This is a genomic window from Halorussus vallis (genome assembly GCF_024138165.1).
Lineage (GTDB): Archaea > Halobacteriota > Halobacteria > Halobacteriales > Haladaptataceae > Halorussus > Halorussus vallis.
In genome coordinates this window covers 64,580-82,302 of record NZ_CP100003.1, presented here as the reverse complement: position 1 = coordinate 82,302, position 17,723 = coordinate 64,580, and the positions used below count along the sequence as shown (strand labels likewise).

Genomic DNA, 17,723 nt, shown 5'->3' with positions numbered 1-17,723 from the left:
AACAGGAAATACATCCCCCATTACGGGAACACCGAGGCATATCGTCTCCGCAGCACCGAAATCAGCAGACGGCAAGGGGTTACGGCAATCAACCGAAATGCCGTAACACAAGCATTCTGGAGAGATTTTGCCGTATGCACGCATCGGGAGCCTCAAACCCAGGATTTCGCGGATTTAGATGATCTGTTACGGCAAAAACCAACTAGTATAGAACGGAGGGTCCCCGTTGGGACCAAGGGATTGGATCGAGCATCGATGTGGAGTGGTTTCTGTCGGGGCTCATCAGCGGTGCGAGCCATGCGAGGTGACATGAGATCATGAGTAATGGTTTGGTCGGCGATCAAGGGGTTATTCCAGAGGACTTACGAGAGCGCGAGCAGTGGGTCTGCTGGCGAGAAGAAGAGCGAGACGGGAAAGCGACGAAGATCCCGGTGACGCCGGGGGCTGGCGGGTTCGCGTCGTCGACGGAATCCGCCACATGGAGTGATTTCGAGACGGCACACGAGTACACCGAGACGGAGTACGCGGATGGCGTCGGGTTCGTGTTTACCGACGACGATCCCATCGTCGGCGTCGATCTGGACGACTGCCGCGACCCAGAAACTGGCGACGTCGACGACGCAGCGTTGGACATCATCGAGCGACTCGACTCCTATACGGAGGTGTCACCGTCCGGTACCGGCTATCACGTCCTGATTACCGGCACACTCCCCGAAGGACGGAACCGTCGCGGGAGCGTCGAACTGTACGACACGGCACGCTTTTTCACCGTCACTGGCAACCACGTCAAGCGGACACCCACTCGCGTTGCACGCCGGCAGGACGCGCTCACAGCAATTCACCGTGAGTACGTCCAGGACACCGAGCGTGACACAGCCTCCGAGTCCGAGCAGCATGATGGCACTGACGACGAGTCACCGACGACCGGTGCAGCCGGCGTCGATGTCGACCTCGAAGACGAGGACCTCCTCGAGAAAGCGCGAAACGCATCGAACGGCGAGAAGTTCGAGCGGCTCTGGAACGGGAATACGGTCGGCTACGACAGTCAGTCCGAGGCCGACATGGCGCTGTGCTGTTTGCTGGCGTTCTGGACCGGTGGTGACCAGACACAGATGGAGCAGCTGTTCCGCCAGTCGGGATTGATGCGGGAGAAATGGGACGAGATCCACTACGCTGACGGGTCGACGTACGGCGAGAAGACCATCGAGCGAGCGATTGCGACCACGTCGGAGTTCTACGACCCGGACGCCGGCGACGATACCGCAGATCCCCACGGCACATCTGACGAGGTCACAACTGGCGGGACGCCTGATGACGCAGACCGGAGTCGTGCGTATCTGGCTGAGAAAAATCGCTTGTTGAGCGAGCGCGTCGACGAGCTCGAAGCAACACTCGAACAGAAGACGGAGCGGATCGAGACTCTCGAAGCAGAGGTCGAGCGGCTCACCGACGAACTCGAAGCCAGTGACCGAGAGACTAAGCAGTCTCACGAGGAAGACTCCGGTACTGCGAGAGAGACCGATGACGATTCAGAGTCACCCTCTATGTTGAGTCGATTCTTCGGTGGCCAGTCCGAGTAGTAGCGTCGCGTCACCTTCATCCGAGAAGTCCTCCCTCGAGCCTTCTGATTCCGTGAGCCGAGAAGGTTAACCAACAGGCTCGCTATACCACGCTGCTTGTTGGTTAACTACGCTGAGTCTCACCGCAAAACGGAGTCTACCACAGGATGCTGATTCAGGAAACTATTCCTCGAAGTAAGAACTATATCCTTCGCCCAGCAATTCCGAGTATGTCCGAGACAGATGCCGCCGATGGGCCGCCCCCCTTCGAGGATGCGTTCGCCAGCGACGATGTCGAACAACGCATCTACGGCACCATTCTGCAAACCCGCGAGCCGACGACGGCGAGCGCGATCGCCGACAGCGCCGACTGTGACCCCAAGACCGCCCGGAAGTATCTGGGCTGGTTCGACGATTTGGGGATCGTCACCCGGCACGATGGCCATCCGGCTACCTACGAACGGAATGACGCATATTTCGAGTGGCGACGCATCAACCAGCTCGCAGCCGACCACTCCGTTGAGGAACTGCAGGAACGTGTTCGTGAACTCACGATGCGCATCACCGAGTATGAGGAGGCGTATGACGCCGCGTCACCGGCCGCCGTCGACGCCGTTGCCGCTGCGGAGGGCAGCGAGGAGCGGACCATCGACAACGTGTACAGCGACCTCGCCGACTGGGCGACCGCCCGCGAGGAGCGTGACCGCTACGAACGCGCACGCCAGCAACGCACGGGTGGCGAGCGCGAACAAGCGTCCGGGTAGCCCGCTCGATGGTGCCACCGACAGGCGATGGCGGGAGCCTTGCCCCCATCGATCGTCCCATCCTCGAGTTCCTTCAGACACGGCTCCAAGCCACCGGACAGGTCTCCCACGCGGCCATCACGGATGCAAGCGCCCATCTCGAGCTTCAGGTCGTCTTTTCATCGTCATACTACCCAGCGTCCGTCGCCGAAGCAACCCTGACTGTCCGCTGGTACACGAACGACGACTTCACAATCCACTATCGAGAGGTACATTCGGAGCACACCTGGGAATGCCGATGGGATCGGCATCCGAACCCCCACAATACGCGCGACCACTTCCATCCCCCGCCCACCGCCCCGACGCCCGGTGACGATGACTCTTGGCCGATCGACCATCGTGATGTCCTGCGACTCGTCCTCGACGAGGTCGAAGAGCGGATCGCAGCACTGTGGGACGAATAGGTAACTGACCCGCAGAGACGTTTTTGTGCGCCGGCCAAGGGTGACGGCACTCAGCACGATGGGCACCACCACGAGAGCCGTCGTGGTGTCCAGCCTGGTGTCAGCTGAGTGCAGTCACAGGTGAATCCATGTCTACGTTCAGTAACTCCGAGACAGCGAGTGCATCGCCGTCAGAAAACCACACGAGTCCACCCAGAGATACCGAGGACACAGATTCGCAGCCATCATGGCCAGACGATGCAAGCAGCGAGGGTGGAACGCCAACGCTCAGAATGAACCAATGTCCGGAGTGCGGGGCCCGTCGCTTCGTCTCAAAACTTCTCGTGTACGAGGTTACAGGCTACGACGAGAACGGCGAGCAAGAATTCCGCCGCCAGCACGTCCGGGCAGAGTTCGAATACACCTGCAGCGGGTGTCAGACGACACTTCGGACGCTTCCCGCCGATCGGCGCGATTACTACGACGAGGTAGAGGTCCTGGAAGCAGAACGGCGTGCAGCCCTCCGCGATCAGCTCCGACTGCTGTGTCGACGGGTCGGACGACGTCTCTGGGCCACGAAGTCGTGGATTGCGCTCGTCCTCCTCACAGTCGCAGTCGCGTTAGTCTGGCTGTAACGGACGGCGAGAAACGGCAGCCGTCTCCTCGCGTCAGGGTCGCGGTGGAATCCGTAGTTCGTCATCGACTTCGTAGAGATAGCCCTTCAGGAGCAGTTGCTCGATGTGGGCTCGCGCGTCGGGACGTTCGATGCCCTCGTCCATGAGATGGGCGACGGCCTCTTCTCGGGTGAGGGTCACGTCCTCTCCCGCTGCGTCGAGGTACTGCTCGAGGTGGTCGAGCGCGGCTTCCTCGCGGGAGTTGATCGGCGTCCGCGAATTCTCCATTACATGAAACATGAGCCTCCTCAGATTAGACGGTTGGGGTGATTCCGCAGCTTCGCTGTGTTCCAGCGACAGTCGTCGAGTTTGTCGACGCCGAAAGGCGTGAGGCGCGCCTGCGAGCGTGCCGGAGACTGAATTCCATGACTGGTCCAGACATACGTGACGACACAACAGACGATCACGAGCGATTCGAAACCGAACTCGTCGCCCAGGACCGGGATGCAGCCCGGTATTTGACCGCGGACATCAGCGAGAGAACCGCGCGACAACTCGTCAGTGACCTCGTCGACGACGGTGTCGTGAGGCCGGTTCCCGACCAGCGAGTCCTGGTACACGAGCCAAGTGGCGAGGCGTTCGACTCGATTAGACAGCTGGCTGTCTTCCATCGCGGGTGGACGGCCGCTTGCGACGCCGACGAGGAGGACGCGTAAATGCAACAGACACTTTCCGGGTGTGCGTTCTGCGATGCGCTCCCCGGCGCGGAACTAGGCGACGCCCGCACCTGGGGGAAAGACGAACTCGTCACACACCCGATTTGCGTCGACTGCGCAATTCAGGAGCGTCCTGATCCCGACGAACTCGACCACCACGCCTGCGACGGCTGTGGACGCATCGTCGATACGTTGCCGGCACTCACGACCTTCCGCGTCGAACTCGGCCACCTCGACGGAACACTACACCTCTGTGTCCGCTGTAGTCCCAACGGGCCAGCGACGTACTGGACGCGAGACCTCGACGAGCATCTCGTTGCCCGCTCCCAGTCCGGATAGATTGACCGCAACACTCTTTACTGATTCGCTGTAAACTGTAAATACCGGATTGCCCATGTCACGCACCTCAAACCGAGCCAACGGCGACATCATCCGCGACTTCCTCTCAGTCGCGGACCTCCTCGAGGAGCCAGCCCTCGCCCAGCTGTACGCGCATATCGCCCGAGAGGGGGAAGCAACCGTTCAGGAACTCATGGACGCCCTCGACCTCGCGCAGGGCACGGCCTACACCTACGTGAACCGGCTGGTCGACGCCGGCGTCATCGAGGCGACGAATGACGAGCAACCCCGGACGTACGTCGCTCGCGAGATTGACCTGACTGTCACGGCCGCTGACGGCGCTCGCGAGTACACGATCACGCCCGCACTCATCGACGCCGTCGGGCGGCGCGCGACCGACGACGACATCGATACCTACATCGACCGGCACGGGATCGCCGGTCTCGCGACAGCGCTCACCTACACCGTCGACCGAGAACGGGGCGAGGTTACCCACCGATTGATGGCCCGTGATCTCGATATCTCGCCGCTCGCCGCCGAGATCATCCTCCAGGCGCTCGAACCCGTCGTCCACGAGCACTTCGATATCGAGGAGTCGGGCGCGTCGATCGCGGATATCGAGGGTGTCGACCGAGACGCCGTCGACGACGACGCGTGAGCGCCATCCACATCGCTGATACCGGCCTCTTCGTCGCGATGGGGCAACCGTCGAACCGTCGGTATCGAGTGGTTAGAGCGTTCGCCCGCCAGAACGACATCACCTTCGTTCTCCCCAAACGCGTCTACGATGAACTGACCGTCAACGACCCCGATGTCAACAACCCGCCGATCGACACGGCAATCGACGAGGAGTGGGCCCGAGTCGCAGACCCGTTGAAATACACGAATGCACTGGTATCGCGGGCAATGGATGGCGTCCAGCGATACATCGCGAACGCTGATGATCGCCGTGCCGACGAGATCGAACGCGCAGATCCAGCGCTCGCTGGGGTCGCCGCTCAGGCGTTCGTCGAGGGGACCGCAGACCATGCCTACATCTACACAACCGATATTCCTGCTGGTGAAGGAGCTGAAACCGTTTTCGCCAGTGAGGGCTACGGCGATTCAGTCACGTACGTGAACGGCTTTCGCTTCGTCGAAGATCTTCTCGAGTAGTCCCCTCTCGGCGACGCCTCGAACCGGTCACGTGGGCATAGCATTCGATATCAGCTCGCCAGCGATGGTCGTCATCGTCTCGAAAGCCCGCGGCCGCTCGGCATCCCGCGACCCACGCTGCGCTCCTCGTTCCTGCGGTGCTTGGCGGGGTCGGGGGACGACCGAGACGGCCTCGCCCTTTCTAAGTCCACCAGGATGTCGGCTGTGTCACTGAGCGTCGAATCCGGTTGAACGGTGTTTCTCTATGGCTCGCCCCGCTCGCCGCTGCCGCCCTCCGCGTCGCTCGCGACCGACCATTCCGGGCGTGCGGGCGCTCTCCGCACCGCCCGCGCCCGTTCCGGGCTAAAGTGCATGTGCCCTCGGCGCCAGCGGGTATCCCCGTCGGTTGCGCCCCTTGCGGGCTTTCGCGTTCCAGCGCTTGGTGCCGCTGCGCGCGGCGAGCCACCCCGCGGGCTCGCCGTGCTCCCGACAGTCGCCCTGGACACGAACCCGCACATCGGGCCGGACACGAGCGGGCATATCCCGCTGGACGCTTGCTCCGGGCGGGTCGCCGCGCGGTGCTGGATGGGTGTCCTCCTGAGGCGCGCTCTCGCTCGCGCCCAGGGGTCGCTCGCGAAGGCGCGAGCGAGAGCGCGCAGACGAGTCTGTCGGTCGGTGTCGTTGAGAAATCCGCGATGTAGTAGCATCGCGGTGTCGGGCGCTGAGCGCCTTCAGGAACCAGTGAAAGTTCCAATGTCAAGTAAGAACGTCACCAGTGATGTAGTTTCGGTCGATGAACAGGCATTTGAAAAACACGATGAATCAGAAGTCGACGAGGATGGCTTCGAGGTCGTCGATGAGACCCCGGAGTTCCAGGCGACGGTGCAGATGGAGGTGCAGGCGAAAGTCGATTCAAACCATCCGGACGCGCGAGTCGAAGCGGGGCCGGATCACATGTTCGGGAAGACCCTCGAACAAGAAGAGCGCATCCAGGCGCGGGAGGCTGAGCTGGAGCGCATCAGTGCCCAGGCCGAACTCGGGACGCAGGAGGGTCGGGAGAAGCGGACGCGAGATATCGCGGCAAAACGAAGTGCGAAGCGGCGGATTGAGTTCCAGAAGCGGAGAGCGAGCGTGGATCCGATGGCAGACCCGGATCGGCCGGACCCACGTGCAGAGCTCGAACAGGAGCAGTTGGCGGCTGTGAACGAAGAGTCGATGCGGCTGGCCGAGAAGCTGGATGGCTGGTCGCGGGCGTCGATCAGTCGGCGGCTGGCTGAGGCGGTCGTCACGGGGAAAGACATGATGAGTGCGGTCGTCGGGGTGTTCGAGGAGCTCCAGACGGCGCCGGGCCAGGTGATCCCGATTGGGAAAGTCGAGGATGTGAACCGAAAGGAGGTGAGCATCGAAGGAACGATTACACAGCTGTGGGAGCCGTCGAGTCCAGCCATTGCCCAAGTTGGACTCATCGAGGACGAGAGCGGGCGCACGAAATTCACGAGTTGGAAAGCGTCGGACGCACCGTGGATGGAGGAAGGAGAGCGTGTGCGGATTCACGGGGCGGCGAAGAACTGGTATCAGGGGCGCGTCTCAGTGGCCCTGACCGGGTGGAGCACCGTGCTGTTCCCCGAGCGCGGTCGGTGGTGGGAGTAGCCAGCGTACGCGGCCTTCTTTTTTTGGGTGATGCCCGTTCACCCACTTCCCGCCGCCCCACCCAACCTCCACGTTCCGGGCGGCTCACAGAGCCGCCGGGCTTTCGCCACAGCACAGCACTACGCCGGCTCCGCGCCGCTGAGTGTTTATGTGCCCCTGATGGGTGAGGGGCATTCCGAGAGACGCGATTCATTGTAATGTCCCTCGTGAGTATCATGGCAACAAGAGAAATCTACGAGACATCGTTCGACGAAGACGTACAGACTGACTCCAGCGCGAACCAGTGTCCCGAATGCGACGGCCGGGTCACCACCAATGCGGTCGAAACCGTCTGCGAGGACTGTGGCCTCGTCGTCGACGAGCAGCGAATCGATCACGGGCCAGAGTGGCGAGCGTTCGACAAGGACAAGCGCGGACGGACGGGTGCACCGCTCACGGCGGCGCGGCACGACCGAGGGCTATCGACCGAGATCGGCCGTGGAACTGACGCGAACGGGAACACACTCTCCGGACGGAAGCGGCGGCAGGTGGCCCGGATGCGCCGGGAACAGACCCGGGGACGGTTTCAGTCGAAAGCCGAGCGCAACCTCGCACATGGCCTCGGTGAGATCCGCCGGATCGTGAGCGCACTCGAGCTGTCCGAGACGATTCGTGACCAGGCGTGTCGACTCTTCCGGAGCGCCCAGAACGAAGACCTCCTCCGAGGACGGTCGATTGAAGCGATGGCCACCGCGAGCGTCTACGGCGCCTGTCGGTGCAACGGACTCTCGCGAACCCTCGACGACGTCACCGACCCGGCGCACGTCGAGCAGTCGCGGGTGAGGAACGCGTACAAGACGCTGAATACGGAACTCGGCCTCCCAGCCAAGCCCGTGACGCCCAGTGCGTTCGTTCCGCGGCTCGCATCAGAACTCGACGTCCCAGATCGGATCCGGCAACGGGCCAGGAAGTTGGCGGAAGATTCCGAATCGACGGGAGTTACCACGGGCGTTTGCCCGTCAGGATTCGCCGCGGCCTGCCTGTACAAAGCGGGGCACGAACAGGGACAGTTGCTCACACAGTCAGCGGTCGCAGCGGTCGCGAACGTTTCAATAGTAACCGTCCGGACTCACCGAGACGCACTGGACGAACTAGCTGTCTAACGACGCTCTTTCGGTTGATTTGCATGCCCATAGAGGAATTGATATGAGTACAACCCTTTAAAAACGAAGACGAAGCATGTGGCTATCAGACGACTCTATGACCGGACGTTACTCTGACTACGAAGAGCTCCGACCGCTTGGCGAAGCAACGCATCTTCCCGACGATGAACTTACCAGCAGTGGCAACGGAGAGCCCCGACGGCAACGAGCGGGTAGAGCCAACGCAGGCTATCCAGACGCCACGACAGCAACGTCGGCCGAGTGTACCTCCTGTGGGACGTCGATTCCCGCTGGCCAGACGAAATGCCGGTTCTGTCTCACGAATCATCTCGATGCACCCACCGATGGACAGGACACCCCTGATTCGGAGTGTGATATCCTCCATGTCATCCACGCTCTCGTCGAGTCGCGGACGTTCTACGGCGCCATCGCGAAGGGATCTGCTGCGGCCTCTCTCCTCGCGAAATCGGAGTCCGACCCAGCGGTCGACGATTGCCAGCTCATCTACGACCTCGAGGAGGAGCCTGCAACGCAGTTTGCCGACCGATGGCCTTCACTCCCCTCCGCGGCACGGATAACAGCAGAGGGCGGCGCACAGTTGCTCGCGGCGGCGCGTGAGCGGACTGCGTGGCGAGGCCCGACGCAGTCGCCTCACGACGGCGAGCACGCGACGTTCCTCTACGACGAAACGGGAAGCGGGATTCGCGACGAGGAGCGTCTCGTGACCCTCCTCAAAAACGCAGACGGCGATATCTGGCTGGTGCCGGCAATTGCACTCCAGCGATCCGTCACCGACACCAGTACCGAGAGTCTGCGACACGCGAGCCCGAACAGAGATCACCTCGAGTGTCGGGAGTGCAATCGAGAGACTGAGCATCGATTCAACGAACTCGAAGCCGTCCCTGACGACGAGTGGGCCGGACAGCCGATGTGGGAGTGTCAGGTGTGCGGAACTCCTCGATACGGGCCGGAGCCTGAAGGAGATCGGTAGGCTGGAAGTCGAGATTAACCAACGAAAGAGTGGAGTTCTGGAATCGTTGGTTAACCGAAGACAAGTCAAGAACCATCTTGGAGATGTCTTGCTATCCGCCCCTGGCGTTTTTCCGCGCCGAAAATCGGCGGAGGCGTACACATGGACCCACGAGACACACCTGGTTACCGAATGCACCGCGCGCTCAGCAATCTCAACGATATCGATGTCGATCAATTGGATCCCGCCGACCGAGAACGAATCGACACAGCGCTCACGCTCCTAGAGCAGGTGAGTCTCCTCACTCGACCACCTGCCACGGAGGACGACGGCGTCCACGTAGAATCCTGATACACGATCCTCGAGTAGCGGATCTTCCTGGTTCGTCTCAGAATGCGTTTGTTATTCCCCTGAAAGGGGTGCGGGGCAGAAGAACGCCCCCGAGTACAACCCATGGCAACGCTCCAAGCAGCGACGACATCGACCGGCGCCATCGTATCGGATCCACAGGCAGTCCGCCAGCTCTGTGAGAATCATTGCTTCGGAACCCTCACCTGGGAAGTGGCCGAGGAGAGCGAACTCACCATCTGGGGCTACGATAGCTTCGAAGTGTACGAAGCCCGTGGCGATGGTCTCCCCGACTACGAGGGTGGGATCGTGACCCACGAGTTCCTCAGACAACTCGCCGAGTACATCGATGGCGACCAAGAGCTCGACATCCAGACGGCCGGGTACACGAAGTGTCGATTCCCGGTGCTCGCCTCACGGTACGTCGTTCGCGACGGAGAGGTCCTTCACGCCGATCTCAGCGGACTCGACCCGATTGACGAGTGACTGGTGAGGAACCCTTGGCGGGTGCAGAGGAGTCGTTTATCGGGGGCTAACGGGCTGAGCCCCACACTGGGGTTCGTGATTCCATGTCTGAACAACCACCCGACGACCCGTTCGAGGACTGTGAGCGAGGCCCCGATGCAATCCTCGGCACACAAATCTACGAAGATGTCCTGTTCACCGAGGAGACCGAAACGCCAGTGAACGTACTGACCGGCGAGACGCCCGAGCATGCGCAAGCGACCGTCGACGAGGCTCGAGCCTTTGCCGCTGGAATCGACAGTGATACCCCGCAGATCGCGCTGCAAGCGTCAGTCGAGGCACAGATCGAAACCGCCAGCAAACCGTACACCGCAGCGGCGTTCTTCCACTTCAAGGCAACCGGGTCACTCCAACGGCATCGCGCCTACCACGCGGCTTACGAGTCAGAGGCGTTTGCGGTCGATTTCGAGGCCGACTACGAATCCGGTGACCTGACGATTACCGTCGAGGAGGTCACACAGTCAGGGCAAGACACGTCCTAACGACCGCGTTCTCCGGTGGCGTTTGTTTTGCGCCGGCGATGAGTGCCGGCGCACCAAGCGGTGTAGCGGAGTACAGTCGCGTGCGTCGGCAGATAGAGGAGAACACCGATGCACATGGTCATTTACACGCTCGTAGAGGCATCGACACGAGACGACGCCCTCGCCACCGGAAAGACGGTGTTCGATCGACTCGTCGGCGCCGTCCCCCACGCAGGCGCTGTCTTCGACTACTACGTCTGCTTCGACGAAGACGAGACGACAGTCGCTGGAACAGCCCGCTGGGGCGAACTCCCGGTTGCAGCCACTGTGGAATCCGATGAGGGCGAAGAGCTGCTCGAACGCGGCTGGGACGCCACGAAGGAGGAGTTCCAGCGGAATCTCGACCGCGTGAAGGAGGCGCTCGACGAACGTAGCGACGAGGAGATCATGCGCGATGAAGACCTCGCCCGACACGCCTTCCACCAGATCGGCGCGTACGACGGGCCATCAGTCTTCCTGTACGACGAACATGGAAGCGGTATCCGACACCGAGGCCAGTTGGATCGGATTCTCGACGAGAGTGACGATCTCTGGATTGTGCCGGCGGACGTCCACTTCTGAGTGACCAAACCGGCCAGCTGATCCGTGACGCAGTGACCGCAGAGCGTTTTTTCGCCCCCTGAGGGGTGCGGGGGTGCTCGAACGAGTACCTTCGAACAGACCCATGAGTGGAACTATCGACTCACGATCGCTCGAACAGACACGCCCGAGGGATGACCGCGACGTCGTCTACGTCGGCTACCGACAGCGCGGACGCGCCGTCGTGGAGAAGCTACCTGGACAAGAACAGCTCACTCTAGAGCGGAGTCTCGAGATGGCGAACCACAGCCCCTCGGGCTTCGAGTGGGGATACGGTGGCAGTGGCCCGGCGCAACTCGCGCTCGCGCTTCTGCTGGATTATACCGACGACGAGCAAGTTGCGCTAGCGCAATACACCGAGTTCAAAAACGAGGTCGTGAGCCAGTTGGACTGCACTGGTCGCGACGGGCGCTGGCGACTCACCGGCAGTGACATCGACGCAGCCCTTCGCGAAATCTCCGATGGAGCCGTCGCACCGTCTATCTGAGCACCGATCACCGAGAGTCTCACATGTCGGAACACACCCAGCCGTCTCGTGCGGATGTCGAATCGTCAGGGAACAGTGAGCAGCCGTCACAAACGGAGCACGTCGAGCGCACTGACGTCGGTGTCTCGCTGACCGTGAAGCTCAAACGCGGAACCGGGACACGAGATGAAGACCAGATCAAGGCCAAGGTGAAAGCGAAAACGCTGGAAGATGCCCGGGAGGACATGGAGACGCTTCGAGCGTACATCCACGACCTCGCCGAGGACGTCCGCCAGATCCAGCCAGCAGACCCACACGAAGAGTAAATCTTTTGGTTGTTGCACAGAATTGTGTAGCTATAGGATGTACGAAGCGTGTGGCGAGAAGGAATTCAAGGTGCTCCTCGCGCTCGATACGGGGGACTCCATCTCGGGCGTCGCGCGGAAGATCGACGAGAACCGGGAGACGATCCGTCGCGTCGTGAACCGCATCGAGGAGGCCGGGTACGTCGCGTACGATGACGGCCTCCAGCTCGTCGATCAGACGCTCCGTGACGTCGGTCTCGAGTTCCTGGCCGTGGCAGCAGACACCTCGCCGCCATCGATCCCGGAGGCGTACGTCCTCCCACAGTTCGCTGGCATGGACTACGCATTCACCGCTATCGATGCCGTCTACGTCTGGACACGCGGTGGCTACCAGGTCGCCCGCGACCCGGAGGACTATCCGCTGTTCATCGCTGTTCGCGAGCAGGACGTCGACGCCTGGACAGCGTTCTTCGACCGATTCGGGATTCCGGTCGCACAGGAACGACAACCGGCCGACGACCTCGATGGTGCGATACAGGTTGTTCTCGAGCCGCGGTCACAGATCGAGGCCGAGATGGTCGACGGCCGGCCCGTCATCCCGCTCCAAGAGACCGTGGCGTTCGCAAACGAGTACTACGCGACCTTCGAGTCGGCACTCGACATGCTCGGCCGAATGTACGACGACGTCGACACTGATGCGACCTACCGCATGGAGCCAGCCTAAGTATGAGCCAGGAAGACCGAAGTGAGGCACTCATCGAAGTGCTCGAAGAACTAGAGCAGTCAGAAATTGGGTTCGTCCTCGTTGGCGGATACGCGATCAGTCAGTTCGAACCACGGTTCTCGACCGATCTCGATCTCGTCATCGCACCGGACGACTACGACGAAGTCGTTGCATTCCTCCAACAGCATGGCTTCGAACGGACAGCGGAGTTCGACGTCCCAGCAGAGGAAACCATCTACAACCGGGAAATCGAATGCTTCGAGCGAACCGAAGGACTACCCCACCCGGTCGGCGTGGACATCCTTGTGAACGGCCTCGGCTGCCGACAGACCGAAGCAGAGTGGTCGTTCGACTATCTGCGCACGCACAGTTCCCCGACGACGATTTCAGGCGGTACTCGGTCAACGACTGCACGAGCAGCTGCCGGCGAGGTCCTCGTCGCCGCGAAACTCCACAGTGGCCGGAAAACAGATCTCGCAGATGTCCTTGCTGCGATTCCCTCGATCGATTTAGATCGAGTCGAGACACATCTGCATCGCGGAGATGCTGATGCCCTTCGGCAACAGCTCAGTGACGCACACGCGTTCATCGAAGAGGGTGGGCTCGATCACCGGTTCAAGAGTCTGTTCGGCCAATCATCGGCCTCGGCCGAAGACATCGAGACGCTTCTCGAATTCCTCGATCAACAGCAGTAGTGGGGCAACCCTCACCGCGAGTCCTGCATCGGACAGTGTCTGTCCGTGTCTGTCGCTGAGAAAGTACGCGAAACGGAGAGCGAACTGGCGCTGTTTTTTCGTCGCCGAAGCAGGGGCGGAGGCGACAGTCAGTGAGCAACTCTTCAGAGCAATCCACGGTATCGAGCGGTCTATCACCGGAACATCGTCTCGAACCACCGAATGCGCGACTCATCAACGCTGGCATCGTGACGATCAACAACATGGAGATGCTGCGAGCCTGCGTCGCCTACGAGAACGCGAATCAGAAGCGAGTCCAGATCCTTCGGCGGCTCGAACATCGGGCCAGCGAGCTCCGGTCTCAAGAGGATTGAGACGGCGCTCGTGGGCAGTTTTTCGGAGCCTCCAGTGGGTGGAGGCTCGATTCACATGAGCGACCGACCAAAGATTGAAATTCAGCAACAGACCGCTTTCGGCGAGGATGGCCAGCTCGAAGTGACTGAGACGAGCGTCGAAACCTCGCTCGAGGACTTCGGTGCGGACGTAGATCACCGCGATCGTGATTCGCGGCTCGACCGGCCGGAGGCGAGTGAGTTCGGCGTCGACGACCGTCCGGGAGTAGAGCACTCGTCCGAGGGTGATCAGTCTAACCTCTTCGCCGATACTGCCGAGGATCAGCAGACACTTGCTGGCGACGATGCAGCCGATCGCTGTCTCTTCGAGGAGTAACCAACAGTCAGTTCGTTCGACTGGCTGTGTTGGGTAATCGTTGGTGAGGACGCGATATCGACTCACGAGACCAATCAATACCCGAATCAAGCGACTGCGAGCCTCCCAAACGCGGAGGCACCAGTACCCATGCCACGAATTACAAATTGGGTGCGTGAGAGCCGTACCCCGAAACTAGCGTATCGGAACACAGAGACCAACGCACATGCGGTGCTTCACCGAGCGCCGGACACGTACATCCACAAGTGGCGGGCTGCGATTCTCGTCGATGGCTATCCGGTGTGGACGCGCGGATTCGCGACGAAGGAAGCCACATCGCTTCGCGATGAACTCCGAAAACGGCCCCAGCCTGAACTACCCTGTCCAGAGTGTCCGAACGACGACGTCGTCGTCGGCCAGAAGAGTGCCGACGGCGCGAAGGTCCAACGGTGGTTCGAGTGTCGAGAGTGTGGCTACGAAAGCCGCTCAGCGATCATCTACGGCCCCGAGCGCTGACTCTCAACGGTTAGAGCAGATAACGGCGGAGCACTCAGTGGAATCGAATTGACCGGTGGGTTCAAGTCGCTGCGTAAGGAATTCTTACGTAGAACTGCCAATGAGTACTGACGACCCTGAAGTCACGACGGTTACCTCGAAGGGACAGATCACGATCCCGAGTCGGCTTCGCGAGCAGTTCGGCCTCGAAAAAGGGACGAAGCTGATGGTCGTCCCGACAGACTACGGTCTGGTCTTGAAGAAACTCGAACTCCCCTCGGTCGAAGAGTTCCAGCACCGAGTCGAAGAGCGATCGGAAGAGGTCGATCTCTCCATGGATGAGGTCACTCAGTTGGTCCACGACGCGCGGAGCGCCGATGAATGAGAGCCGTTCTCGATACGAACGTCCTCATTTCAAGCGTCATCGCAACTGGTGTCCCCCACGACGTGGTCGTCAGGGGGTTCAATAGCGAGTATGAGATTATCGTGTCCGTCGCGACGCTGACTGAGTTTCGAGAAACGCTGTTGAAATACCCAGAGAAGTTCCACATGGACGAAGAAGACGTCCAGCAGGAGGTCGAAACAATCCGGTATTACGCAGAGTTCGTCGACCCAGACGAGGACATCACAGCGGTTGATGATGATCCCGATGACGACAAATTTCTTGAGGCCGCCGTGGCGGGTCACGTGGACTATCTCGTTTCTGGCGATCGGCATCTACTCGATCTCGACTCCTTCCAAGGGATCGACATTGTCGACCCGAGAACGTTCTACGAGTATCTGACCGCCCGCTAGTCAACGTGTACTGGTGTCGGCGACCCACGTCGTCAGAGATCAATCACGTAATCCATGTACTCTGATACAGCGGGTAGAATACAGGTGGTGGCCACTCTATCGCTGAACCCACCGAAAAGTGGTATATTGCCGTCTTATGTAGCGACGCTGAATTCGTCGAACAGCGCGATGACCCGCTGTTCGATTTCGTCACGGATTTCGCGCACTCGCTCCAAGTCCGCTCCATCGGGATCGTCGAGCGCCCAGTCGCGCACCTCGACAGCACTCCCAACCTCGCCGACATCCAGCGTGGAACAGCCCATCGTCGCAACGTAATCACACGATTGGAGTTCGTCAATCGTGATTTCACGCGGTGTTCGATCAGAGAGGGCGAACCCCGCTTCGTCCATCACCTCGATTACTTCCTCATGGACGTGGTCGGCCGGATGCGTCCCGCCAGTCAGGATTTCGACGCGGTCGTCGAGACCACGGCGGTCGCGTTCTCGCTCTGCGAACGCCGTGGACATCTGGGAGCGGCCAGCGTTCTGGACGCACATGAAGGCGATACGAATCGGCTCAGCCGAATCAGTATTCGTGGACATTGGCTTGTGTGGTGATTAGTCGTCGTTCGTGGTCGGTTCAGGAGCGGATGGTCCGGGACTTCCAGTCTCGGAGTCAGTCCAGTCGAGTTTCCGCTGGAAATAGAGGGCGACGTTGACCAGCGCGAGTAAAACCGGCACCTCGATGAGCGGACCAATGACGGTCGTGAAGGCAACACCGGAGCCGACGCCGAACACCGCGACCGCGACTGCTATCGCCAGCTCGAAATTGTTCGAGGCAGCCGTGAAGCCAATCGCTGTCGTCGTCGAGTAGTCCGCACCGATGCCCCGGCCCATGCCGAAGCTCACGAAGAACATCACCACGAAGTAGATCGTCAGCGGCACTGCAATCAACAGGACGTCTGCAGGCGCGGCGATGATGTTCTCGCCCTGCGTGGCGAACATCACGATGATGGTGAACAGCAGCGCGACCAGCGTCAGGGGGTCGATCTTCGGGATGAACACCTCGTCGTACCACTCCTCGCCCTTGGTCCGTGTCCCGATATAGCGAGTGAGGAACCCTGCCGCGAAGGGAATACCGAGGAAGACGACGATCGCCTCGAACACCTGCATCGGCGTGATGTCGAAGGTGGTGATGCCAGCGACGAGTGTCTCCATCCCCAGTAGTGGGGGCAGGAACAGCGCGAAGAACCAGACGTACACCCCGTAGGTAATGATCTGGAACAGGCTGTTGAACGCGACCAGCCCGGTCACGTATTCGGTCGAACCCTCGGCGAGTTCGTTCCAGACCAAGACCATCGCGATACACCGGGCCATCCCGATGAAGATGAGGCCAAGGAAGAATTCGGGGCGAGCCGGCAGGCCGGGAACGAGCCCGCTGAAGAAGACGACTGCGAGCGTGAACATCAGCGTCGGGCCGATGAGCCAGTTCTGGATGAGACTCAGCCCGAGCACCCGCCAGTTGCTGAACACTGTCGCGAGCTGTGAGTAGTCCGCCTTCGCCAGCGGTGGGTACATCATCACAACGAGGCCGATTCCCACGAGGTGGAGATTCTGGATTGGCTCGGTCACTGACGGGGCGACGTAGCCCAGTCCCACGCCAATCGCCATCGCACCGAAGATCCAGACGGTGAGATACTTGTCGAGGAAGTCCATCGACCGCGGGTCACCACAGCTCTCACAGTCGCAGTTCGGCCCGTGCTCGTGGGCGTCGACGTTACTCATCGCTCACGCTCCCTTCGAGGACGGTCACGAGGGCGACTGCGCGGTTGGTCGCCCGGTACTTCTTCCAGCGACCGTCCTTTCGCCCGTCGACGAGGCCCGCGTCGACGAGTGCCGAGAGAGCATGACTTAGCCCGCTCTCACTCACGTCGACGACCGCGTGCAACTCGCAGACGCAGAGTTCCTCCTGGGCCGCCACGAGCACACGAACGAGCGTGTAGCGCGTCTCATTGGCGAGTGCCGAAAGGACGTCGAGTTCAGCATTCACCTGCGGTGCTCCGAGTGCTGCTTCGAGGGTGCCGAGTTCGTCGAGCCGACGCTCGACGTCCTCGCTGCGACACTCCCCGAGTTCGTCATCGAGATAGCGTCGTAATCGATCTGTGGCTTGTGCCATTAGCATCTAGTTGAGAGACGACTCAATTAGTGCTTTCGCTTACGAGCGAACACATCCGAACAACGAGCCTCACATAACCATATATAGGCGTATGATTGAAGACCGGTCGAACTAAGTTA

At 60.8% G+C, this 17,723-nt stretch carries 28 protein-coding genes; 24 read left to right on the top strand and 4 right to left on the bottom strand.

Features of this window, described 5'->3' with window-relative positions; translation table 11 throughout:
• Positions 1-317 precede the first annotated feature (317 nt).
• The 4 genes from NGM07_RS24100 to NGM07_RS24085 all read left to right on the top strand — a co-directional run bounded on the left by NGM07_RS24100 (position 318) and on the right by NGM07_RS24085 (position 3,380).
• On the top strand, positions 318-1,580 hold the full coding sequence (locus NGM07_RS24100; RefSeq protein WP_253521738.1) for a phage NrS-1 polymerase family protein: 1,263 nt from the start codon (positions 318-320) through the stop codon (positions 1,578-1,580).
• Between the two features lie 209 nt (positions 1,581-1,789).
• Entirely contained in the window at positions 1,790-2,323 is a 534-nt protein-coding gene (locus NGM07_RS24095) for a DUF7342 family protein (RefSeq protein ID WP_253521735.1), read from the top strand.
• Between the two features lie 8 nt (positions 2,324-2,331).
• Complete coding sequence (locus NGM07_RS24090; protein WP_232688989.1) at positions 2,332-2,766, top strand: toxin-antitoxin system TumE family protein; 435 nt, start codon at positions 2,332-2,334, stop codon at positions 2,764-2,766.
• Between the two features lie 272 nt (positions 2,767-3,038).
• A complete protein-coding gene (locus NGM07_RS24085; protein WP_253521732.1) occupies positions 3,039-3,380 on the top strand; it encodes a hypothetical protein in 342 nt (113 codons plus the stop codon).
• Between the two features lie 33 nt (positions 3,381-3,413).
• Here NGM07_RS24085 and NGM07_RS24080 read toward each other — a convergent pair whose 3' ends face one another.
• Positions 3,414-3,647 (bottom strand): hypothetical protein, encoded by a 234-nt coding sequence (locus NGM07_RS24080; RefSeq protein ID WP_232688990.1) that lies wholly within the window; start codon positions 3,645-3,647, stop codon positions 3,414-3,416.
• Positions 3,648-3,784: 137 nt separating this feature from the next.
• Between NGM07_RS24080 and NGM07_RS24075 the strand changes: the two genes are divergently transcribed.
• From NGM07_RS24075 to NGM07_RS23980, 20 genes are all read left to right on the top strand, one after another.
• Positions 3,785-4,075, top strand: a complete 291-nt coding sequence (locus NGM07_RS24075) for a DUF8069 family protein (protein ID WP_232688991.1) — start codon at positions 3,785-3,787, stop codon at positions 4,073-4,075.
• On the top strand, positions 4,076-4,414 hold the full coding sequence (locus NGM07_RS24070; protein ID WP_232688992.1) for a DUF7558 family protein: 339 nt from the start codon (positions 4,076-4,078) through the stop codon (positions 4,412-4,414).
• Positions 4,415-4,469: 55 nt separating this feature from the next.
• Entirely contained in the window at positions 4,470-5,072 is a 603-nt protein-coding gene (locus tag NGM07_RS24065) for a winged helix-turn-helix domain-containing protein (RefSeq protein WP_232688993.1), read from the top strand.
• Positions 5,069-5,569 carry a PIN domain-containing protein gene (locus NGM07_RS24060; protein WP_232688994.1) on the top strand — a complete coding sequence of 167 codons (501 nt, stop codon included), beginning with the start codon at positions 5,069-5,071 and terminating at the stop codon, positions 5,567-5,569. Before NGM07_RS24065 ends, NGM07_RS24060 begins: the two co-directional genes overlap by 4 nt.
• A 732-nt stretch (positions 5,570-6,301) precedes the next feature.
• Positions 6,302-7,198 (top strand): DNA-binding protein, encoded by an 897-nt coding sequence (locus NGM07_RS24055; RefSeq protein ID WP_232688995.1) that lies wholly within the window; start codon positions 6,302-6,304, stop codon positions 7,196-7,198.
• A gap of 215 nt (positions 7,199-7,413) precedes the next feature.
• Complete coding sequence (locus NGM07_RS24050) at positions 7,414-8,340, top strand: transcription initiation factor IIB (RefSeq protein ID WP_232688996.1); 927 nt, start codon at positions 7,414-7,416, stop codon at positions 8,338-8,340.
• A gap of 97 nt (positions 8,341-8,437) precedes the next feature.
• Positions 8,438-9,331: a biosurfactant protein 1 gene (locus NGM07_RS24045; protein ID WP_232688997.1), complete on the top strand. Its 894-nt coding sequence runs from the start codon at positions 8,438-8,440 to the stop codon at positions 9,329-9,331.
• 141 nt (positions 9,332-9,472) lie between these two features.
• Positions 9,473-9,661 (top strand): DUF8012 family protein, encoded by a 189-nt coding sequence (locus NGM07_RS24040; RefSeq protein ID WP_232688998.1) that lies wholly within the window; start codon positions 9,473-9,475, stop codon positions 9,659-9,661.
• Between the two features lie 102 nt (positions 9,662-9,763).
• The gene (locus tag NGM07_RS24035) at positions 9,764-10,144 is read left to right on the top strand and encodes a hypothetical protein (protein WP_232688885.1); all 381 of its coding nucleotides are present in this window, start codon (positions 9,764-9,766) and stop codon (positions 10,142-10,144) included.
• A gap of 83 nt (positions 10,145-10,227) precedes the next feature.
• Positions 10,228-10,665: a DUF8025 family protein gene (locus tag NGM07_RS24030; protein WP_232688886.1), complete on the top strand. Its 438-nt coding sequence runs from the start codon at positions 10,228-10,230 to the stop codon at positions 10,663-10,665.
• A gap of 108 nt (positions 10,666-10,773) precedes the next feature.
• Positions 10,774-11,265 carry a DUF7995 family protein gene (locus tag NGM07_RS24025; protein WP_232688887.1) on the top strand — a complete coding sequence of 164 codons (492 nt, stop codon included), beginning with the start codon at positions 10,774-10,776 and terminating at the stop codon, positions 11,263-11,265.
• 103 nt (positions 11,266-11,368) lie between these two features.
• Positions 11,369-11,770 carry a DUF6166 domain-containing protein gene (locus tag NGM07_RS24020; RefSeq protein ID WP_232688888.1) on the top strand — a complete coding sequence of 134 codons (402 nt, stop codon included), beginning with the start codon at positions 11,369-11,371 and terminating at the stop codon, positions 11,768-11,770.
• Positions 11,771-11,793: 23 nt separating this feature from the next.
• Positions 11,794-12,075, top strand: a complete 282-nt coding sequence (locus NGM07_RS24015) for a DUF7389 domain-containing protein (RefSeq protein ID WP_232688889.1) — start codon at positions 11,794-11,796, stop codon at positions 12,073-12,075.
• Between the two features lie 37 nt (positions 12,076-12,112).
• Positions 12,113-12,778 (top strand): helix-turn-helix domain-containing protein, encoded by a 666-nt coding sequence (locus tag NGM07_RS24010; protein ID WP_232688890.1) that lies wholly within the window; start codon positions 12,113-12,115, stop codon positions 12,776-12,778.
• Positions 12,779-12,780: 2 nt separating this feature from the next.
• Entirely contained in the window at positions 12,781-13,473 is a 693-nt protein-coding gene (locus tag NGM07_RS24005; protein WP_232688891.1) for a nucleotidyltransferase domain-containing protein, read from the top strand.
• A 131-nt stretch (positions 13,474-13,604) separates the two neighbouring features.
• On the top strand, positions 13,605-13,826 hold the full coding sequence (locus tag NGM07_RS24000; protein WP_232688892.1) for a DUF8129 domain-containing protein: 222 nt from the start codon (positions 13,605-13,607) through the stop codon (positions 13,824-13,826).
• A gap of 55 nt (positions 13,827-13,881) precedes the next feature.
• Positions 13,882-14,181 (top strand): hypothetical protein, encoded by a 300-nt coding sequence (locus NGM07_RS23995; RefSeq protein ID WP_232688893.1) that lies wholly within the window; start codon positions 13,882-13,884, stop codon positions 14,179-14,181.
• Between the two features lie 129 nt (positions 14,182-14,310).
• The gene (locus NGM07_RS23990; protein WP_232688894.1) at positions 14,311-14,676 is read left to right on the top strand and encodes a DUF7568 family protein; all 366 of its coding nucleotides are present in this window, start codon (positions 14,311-14,313) and stop codon (positions 14,674-14,676) included.
• A 100-nt stretch (positions 14,677-14,776) separates the two neighbouring features.
• Entirely contained in the window at positions 14,777-15,040 is a 264-nt protein-coding gene (locus NGM07_RS23985) for an AbrB/MazE/SpoVT family DNA-binding domain-containing protein (RefSeq protein WP_232688895.1), read from the top strand.
• Entirely contained in the window at positions 15,037-15,450 is a 414-nt protein-coding gene (locus NGM07_RS23980; protein ID WP_232688896.1) for a putative toxin-antitoxin system toxin component, PIN family, read from the top strand. Before NGM07_RS23985 ends, NGM07_RS23980 begins: the two co-directional genes overlap by 4 nt.
• Before the next feature lie 134 nt (positions 15,451-15,584).
• On the opposite strand, the gene NGM07_RS23975 is transcribed toward NGM07_RS23980, so the two are convergent.
• Genes NGM07_RS23975 through NGM07_RS23965 form a run of 3 tightly spaced genes read right to left on the bottom strand, consistent with a single transcriptional unit; the run spans position 15,585 to position 17,604 of the window.
• On the bottom strand, positions 15,585-16,031 hold the full coding sequence (locus tag NGM07_RS23975) for a low molecular weight phosphatase family protein (protein ID WP_232688897.1): 447 nt from the start codon (positions 16,029-16,031) through the stop codon (positions 15,585-15,587).
• 15 nt (positions 16,032-16,046) lie between these two features.
• The gene (arsB, locus tag NGM07_RS23970; protein ID WP_269785484.1) at positions 16,047-17,213 is read right to left on the bottom strand and encodes an ACR3 family arsenite efflux transporter; all 1,167 of its coding nucleotides are present in this window, start codon (positions 17,211-17,213) and stop codon (positions 16,047-16,049) included.
• Positions 17,206-17,604, bottom strand: coding sequence for an ArsR/SmtB family transcription factor (locus NGM07_RS23965; protein ID WP_232688898.1), 399 nt, complete (start codon positions 17,602-17,604; stop codon positions 17,206-17,208). Before NGM07_RS23965 ends, arsB begins: the two co-directional genes overlap by 8 nt.
• Positions 17,605-17,723: the final 119 nt, after the last annotated feature.